The following is a 7,408-nucleotide window of genomic DNA, read 5'->3' as shown; positions in this document are numbered from 1 at the left end:
TTAAGGTGACGGTGCCGGAGGGTACTGCACCGCAGGATGGCAAGGTTGTTGTCAAGGATAAGAATGGCGACAAGGTCGGTGAGGTTGATGTGAAGATCACCGAGCCGAAGAGTGATGTTCCAGACACCTCTAATGCTTCTGTAGTGCCTGACGCTGTGACCGTTGTTGAGGGTCAGGAGGCTAAGCCGTTCGAGGTTGCTAAGAACATTCCTGAGGGTGGCAAGGTTGTTGTTGATGGCTTGCCGGATGGTTTGAGCGTTGATGAATCCACTGGTGAGGTCGCCGGTACTCCAGCCGAGATTTCTGACTGGGGTAAGGATGAGGAAGAGCGCGATGTTGAGGTAACTGTTTCTGTCACCGATAAGGATGGCAAGGAAGTTGCTCAGGGCACCAAGACTGTTACGGTTCAGCGTGATACCGATGGTGATGGTCAGCCGGATGTCACCGACACTGATGATGACAATGATGGTGCTACCGATGCAGAGGAAGCTGAGGCAGGTACCGATCCGAAGGATGCTGATTCCAAGCCTGCTCCGACTGATGAACCTTCTGTAGTGTCTGACACTGAGACCGTTGTTGAGGGTCAGGAGGCTAAGCCGTTCGAGGTTGCTAAGAACATTCCTGAGGGTGGCAAGGTTGTTGTTGATGGCTTGCCGGATGGTTTGAGCGTTGATGAATCCACTGGTGAGGTCGCCGGTACTCCAGCCGAGATTTCTGACTGGGGTAAGGATGAGGAAGAGCGCGATGTTGAGGTAACTGTTTCTGTCACCGATAAGGATGGCAAGGAAGTTGCTCAGGGCACCAAGACTGTTACGGTTCAGCGTGATACCGATGGTGATGGTCAGCCGGATGTCACCGACACTGATGATGACAATGATGGTGCTACCGATGCAGAAGAAGCTGAGGCGGGTACCGATCCGAAGGATGCAAATTCCAAGCCGGAAGCCAAGCCTGGTGATGACCAGGGTGCAACCTCCGTCGATAAGTCCGGAGTAAAGGACGTCAAGCCTTCGGGTGAAGACCAGAACACCGGCATCAAGGTGACCAACCCGGATGAGGGTACGAAGGTTTCTGCCACGGATAAGAATGGCAAGGATGTTCCTGCCAAGATTGATGACAACGGCAACGTCGTTGTTACTCCGGGTGAGGATGTCGAAGGTCCGATTACCGTAGTCATCGAGGACGAAGACCTTGACGGCGGCAAGACTGAGATTGAGGTTGGCGTTAAGGACGAAGAGCCGGGCAACCAGGGCGGTTCTTCCAACGTGCCTGGCGGCTCCAGCATCCCGTCTGGTTCTTCCAATGTTGATTGGAAGCGCTGTGCACCGGCTGCTGCCGGCGTTGGCTTGCCGCTGCTGTTCCTGCTGCCAATTGGTCTGGCTTCGCAGATGAATATCCCGGGCTTCTCCCCGCTGGTAAAGCAGGTCTCTGCTCAGATTGATGGTATTAACCGTCAGTTGGGTCAGCAGAATGTTGCACTGCAGAAGCAGCTGGGTATCTACAATGGCCCGCTTGCAAAGCAGGCTAACCAGGTTAACCTGATGCTGAAGAAGGTTAGCCCGGAGGCTGGCCGCATTGGTGGCGGAGTTGCTCTTGCTGCAGCTGGCGCACTTGCGCTGGGATTGCTTATCAACTCCTGTGCTCCAGGCGCTGGTTCCTCTAGCTCCTCCAAGTAATCGTGGGAGTGGGGCTGCTTAAGGTCCTGCACCTGTGCGCTATGGGAAGGGCGTAATCTTCCCAACCTTCTAGGGAACGGGAATGGCCGTTGGCCCAGTTGAATCCTTTAGGATCGCTGGTGCTAACGGCCATTCTTTGTGTTTTGCTAGCTAAACGTTTGGTGCTTTCGAGCAGACAAACTAGCTGAACCGCTACGTTCTTTGAAACGGTACATTTATTGAGAGCTTCGTGTCCTGGGGGAGTTTTTCTCAGTACTTTGCGGAAGTAGATAGTTGCTCGGTTGGTTTTAGGAATGACTGGGTTAGCTGTGTAGGGGGTAGCCCGGATCTTGCCATAGTATGGTTTGCTGAATGATCGGAGGAATAGTTTCTTGGCCCTGTGGCTCCAAGGGAGTTGTAAGTTGCGCATTGGATAGCCGGAGGGGGAGAGGAAGCGATGCTGCTTGCTAGTATTAACACAGTCTTTTGATTGTGAAGTCTGGTGCGGCCGGTAACATGCGTCAGATCTGGACGCTGGCCGGTATGAAGGGCATGGTTGTGAACTCGCACGGTGATTACATCACCCGTCCGATTAAGACCTCCTTCCGTGAAGGCCTGTCCGTGCTGGAGTACTTCAATAACTCCCACGGTTCCCGTAAGGGTCTGGCCGATACTGCGCTGCGTACCGCTGATTCCGGCTACCTCACCCGTCGTCTGGTGGACGTGACCTAGGACGTCATCGTTCGCGAAGAGGACTGTGGCACCCGCCAGGGTGTTCGCGTTCCAATCGGCGAGATCGTGGCCGAGGCCGTCGGCATCGTGGCTGCACAGTCCATTGGTGAGCCGGGTACCCAGCTGACCATGCGTACGTTCCACCAGGGTGGTGTCGGTGGCGATATTACCGGCGGTCTGCCGCGTGTTCAGGAGCTCTTCGAGGCTCGTAACCCGAAGAACCGCCTGTGTACCGTACGCAGGATGTGGCTATCCACGATAAGCACATTGAGATCATCATCCGCCAGATGCTGCGCCGCGGCACCGTCATCGATGCCGGTACCACGGACCTGCTGCCGGGTAACCTTATCGACCTCTCTGAGGCTAAGCAGCTCAACGCTGCCCAGGTCGCAGAGGGCGGGGAGCCGGCTCAGCTGCGTTCGGAGATTATGGGTATTACTAAGGCTTCCTTGGCTACTGAGTCCTGGTTGTCTGCTGCATCGTTCCAGGAGACCACTCGCGTGCTTACCGACGCCGCTATTAATAAGCGCTCCGATAAGCTCATCGGTCTCAAGGAGAACGTCATCATTGGTAAGTTGATCCCGGCTGGTACCGGTATTTCCCGTTACCGCAATATCTCCGTTAAGCCGACCGAGGCTGCGCGCAACGCTGCATACTCGATTCCGACTTATGGCGATTCCATCTACGGCGATGACGGCTTTGGTGAGTTCACTGGTGCTTCCGTCCCGCTGGATGAGGACTTCACCTTCTAGGTAGAAGCGAGGGCAGCAACGCCGTAAGTGCTGCACGAAAAGAAGCGTGTCTGGACCCCCAGACACGCTTTTTTCATGCGCAAAAATCGCCGATAGCTAAGAGGAAGTGTATTGATTTCCAAGAAAAATATTTAGCTGATTTATCACCAGCTTAAGGTAGCCAAAAATCCAAAGGGCCACTGACTAGGTAAATCTTCCAACCTCGCGACATATATACCATGTTAACCATTTATAAAAATAAAGTTAAATAATGGTATCGGTTGTATTGTTCAGCTAATTTCAATAATATTACAGCTTGAGAACAGTTCGGATTCAGCTAAAAGTCAGTTGTTCATACGCCCAGGCAAAGAGTGAGGTCATACTCCTGTTCTCTGTGTTCCCTAATTTTTCATAAGGAAGGCCTTTTCATGGAAATGAAGAGTTTTAATCGCGCTGCTCGCCGTCGTGGTACCACGATCGCTGCTGCTGCGCTTTCGGTCGCACTTGTGGCGCCGTTTGTTCATCCAGTTGTCGCCCCACAGTCTGCAGCAGCCGCGCAGGCTCAGACCTCCGGCACGGTTGCTGCTACTCCGGTTACGGATCCGACCAAGATTATCGAAGCGGATGGCATCGCGAACGGTTATGTCACGAAGATAATCGATATGACGAACGCTTTCGCAACGCTGTCTGGTTCCGTCGGCCTGAAAGAAACCAGTGCGTCGAGTTCCCTCGATGGAACCATGGGTATCAATGACGCCACGGTGTACATGCAGTTCAAGGATGTTGACGGCACGATTTCCCCGATCTACACCACGAAGTCCCACCAGCTTGGCGGCGATGCCGGTACGTACGTTTTCGATCTTCGTGCGAAGGATGAGGATGGCAATGTGCTTTCCCACCCGGACAGCAAGGCCCCGGACGGCGAGTACTCCTTCGTCGATGCTAACGGTAAGCCGCACATCTTCCGCGCTGCGCGCGGGCAGCAATACCGCCTTTGGGTCGATTCGCCGCTGAAGAATGAGGAAACCGGCAACGACCTGGGGTACGTTCGCCAGGCTGGTGGCGGCGTCCCAGGCGCTTGGGTAGCTGCCGTCACTGCGGAAACCAGAAACGGTGCGTTCCACCTTAGGGACACCAACATGCAGCGCACGGGTGTGTTCTTGGAGGAGCGTGCGCCGAGCGTTGACGAGAAGTCGTACATGGTGAGCCCGGAATTCTCCATGGACGAGGAAGGCTGGCACAAGCCTGGCCTTGGCGCGGATGTACCGCGTTATTCCTACTTCGGTCGTGTCTGGTCCGACGCGGAAGGTGGTCCGGACCGTAACGAGACCGGTCCTCTGTACGAGTGGGATGGCGATCAGCCGATCGAGGGTGCGAAGGTCTATGCTTCTGTTCTCTCTGACGAAGGCATCGCGGAATACGACAGACTAGCAATCGCCGATAAGCCGTACCGCGAGCAGGCGGCCGCCACCAAGGCCATGATCGAAAACATGCGCGCGAACGGCAAGGAGCCGATCCTCAAGACCGTCGGTGCCGAAACCGATGCGGAAGGCCGCTACACCATCCGTATGGGTGAGGATATCGGCGACCGCATCAAGAATTACACCTACATCTGGGCGGAGAACGACGGCAAGGTCCTGAACTCCTTCAGTGGCTTCCCGACGCCCGTCTTCCAGAAGGTAAACGCTAATTCGGGTGAGAACCCGAACTGGGGTGGTGATGTCGGTATCCCGAGTCACGCCAAGCACCGTTGGTACAACATCAACTTCGCTGAGGTGCAGGCCGATATCGCACATTTGGATATCTGGAATTACGATTCCTACCTCAATCCGGCAGACCTTCCAGAAGGCATCAATAACCTTGAGCCGGCGAAAATCAAGTTGACGGGCGAGTTGCCGTTCTCTGGTGATAACAAGATCCGTTGGATCGGTCCGGACGGCGAGCAGATTGGCACGGACTGCCCTGTTGGTACGCTGGCTGATGCTGAGAATTGCTCGCTTCCGCCGAAGTCCTTCAATAACCCGGGAACTTACGTAGCGCAGCTTGTGAACGCATATGACGTAGTAGTCGCTCAGGACTCTTTTACTGCAGTCGAACGCGCTCGAAACAACGGCGATTTCGAGCCAGTTTACGAAGACACGACGGCTCCGATCGGTGAGAAGAGGACTGTTGCTCCGCCGGAGGATAGAGATGAAGATCTTCCAGAGGGCACCACTTTTGAGAAGGTAGGCCAAGTCACTGACCCAGAAGGTAATAAGGTCGACTTCCCGGAGTGGATTACCGTCAATGAGGATGGTTCGATCGACGTAGAACCACCGGCAGATGCCAAGACCGGTGACTATACCGTGCCGGTTCTTGTGACTTATCCAGACGGTTCTCGTGAGACGATTGAGGCGACGGTTAAGGTAGCTGACCCGGAAAAGACCAACGGTCAGATCGATCCCGCTTATAAGGAGACGGCTGTTAAGCCTGGCCAGTCGGTGGACATCAAGAAGCCGACCTTTACCGATAATGATGGTAAAGAAACCACTGCTCCCGAAGGAACGACGTTCGAAAAGGGAGAAGGCGCTCCCGATGGAGTGACCGTAAACGAGGATGGCTCCATTAAGTTCGAGGCGCCGAAGGATGCCCAACCAGGTGACGTCATCGAAATTCCGGTGAAGGTCACCTACCCGGATGAGTCGGTCGATACGCCAAAGGCTAAGGTCGTAATCACTGAATCCGACAAGATCAATGTGGACGCTATCCCGGATACCAAGGTTCAGCTTGGCGAGACGGTGTCTATCCCGGTTAAGTCCACTGAGGGCTCTGAGGTTTCGGTAACCGGTTTGCCGGGCTTCCTGAAGTACATCCCGAAGACCAACGTTATTGAGGGTGAGGTTCCTGCTGATGCTGAGCTGACTTCCCACGATGTTGAGGTGAAGGCGTCTAAGGATGGCCAGGAAGATTCGGATAAGTTCAAACTCACCATTGTTACTTCAATAATCACTGATAGTGATGGTGACGGCGTGTCTGATGAGCAGGAGAAGGAGGATGGTACCGATCCGAAGAAGAAGGACACCGATGGTGATGGCCTGACCGATGGTGAGGAAAAGGAGCACGGTACCGAACCGAAGAATCCTGACACCGATGGTGATGGAATTACCGACGGCGATGAAGTAAATCGCGAGGATGAGAACGGTAATCCTGCTCCTACTGATCCGAAGAATCCTGACACCGATGGTGATGGCCTGACTGACGGTGAGGAAAAGGAGATCGGTACGGATCCGACCAAGCCGGATACCGATGGTGACGGCCTGACCGATAAGGAAGAGGTCGACGGTTCCAAGAACCCGGAAAAGGACAACAAGTTCGACGAGGACGGCGCTCCTGGTAACACCGATCCGAACAACCCGGATACCGATGGTGACGGCCTGACCGATGGCACCGAAACCGAGATCGGGACCGACCCGAATAACCCGGACACCGACGGCGATGGTCACAACGACGGCGAAGAGATCAAGAACGATAAGGATCCGAAGGATCCGAATTCCTTCCCGGGTGATGACACTGACACCGATGGTGACGGTGTCCCGGATGTCCAGGAAGAGAAGGACGGTACTGATCCGAACAACCCGGATACCGATGGTGACGGCCTGACCGATGGTGAGGAAAAGGAGCACGGTACCGAACCGAAGAATCCTGACACCGATGGTGACGGCGTCAACGATGGTGACGAGGTCAAGGTCGGTACGGATCCGAAGAACCCGGACACCGATGGTGACGGCCTGACTGACGGTGAAGAGAAGGAAAAAGGCACCAATCCGCTGAAGCCGGATACCGATGGTGACGGCCTGACCGATAAGGAAGAGGTCGACGGTTCCAAGAACCCGGAAAAGGACAACAAGTTCGACGAGGACGGCGCTCCTGGTAACACCGATCCGACCAACCCGGATACCGATGGTGACGGCCTGTCTGACCGCACCGAGATCGAAATCGGCACTGATCCGAATAATCCAGACACCGACGGCGACGGCATCAATGACGGTGACGAGGTCAAGGGTGGCACCGACCCGCTCGATCCAAATGACCCAGGCAAGACTGATGGTCAGGAGCAGAAGCCTTCCATCGATGATGTCACTGAGGGTGACAAGGAGATCTCTGGCGAGGGTAAGCCTGGCTCTGAGGTTGAGGTCACCATCGTTGACAAGGATGGTAATGAAAAGGGTAAGACCACTGTGACTGTCGGTGATGACGGCAAGTGGACTGCTAAGCCTGGTGTTGACCTGAAGGAAGGTGACAAGATTACTG

At 54.8% G+C, this 7,408-nt stretch carries 2 protein-coding genes and 1 pseudogene; all 3 read left to right on the top strand.

Features of this window, described 5'->3' with window-relative positions:
* Nucleotides 1-1,676, top strand: a 1,676-nt coding sequence (locus tag MHY08_RS11470; RefSeq protein ID WP_239236769.1) for a putative Ig domain-containing protein, incomplete at its 5' end; no start/stop codon positions are given.
* Nucleotides 1,677-2,141: 465 nt separating this feature from the next.
* Nucleotides 2,142-3,139: pseudogene (locus tag MHY08_RS11465) on the top strand (hypothetical protein); the annotation flags it as partial.
* A 413-nt stretch (nt 3,140-3,552) separates the two neighbouring features.
* Nucleotides 3,553-7,408 (top strand): Rib/alpha-like domain-containing protein (locus MHY08_RS11460; RefSeq protein ID WP_239236766.1); only part of this gene is annotated, 3,856 nt, incomplete at its 3' end.

It is taken from the genome of Corynebacterium sp. ACRPJ, assembly GCF_022347345.1.
In the GTDB taxonomy this organism is placed as follows: domain Bacteria; phylum Actinomycetota; class Actinomycetes; order Mycobacteriales; family Mycobacteriaceae; genus Corynebacterium; species Corynebacterium tuberculostearicum_D.
The sequence above is the reverse complement of the archived record's forward strand: the minus strand, read 5'-3'. Positions and strand labels throughout refer to the sequence as shown.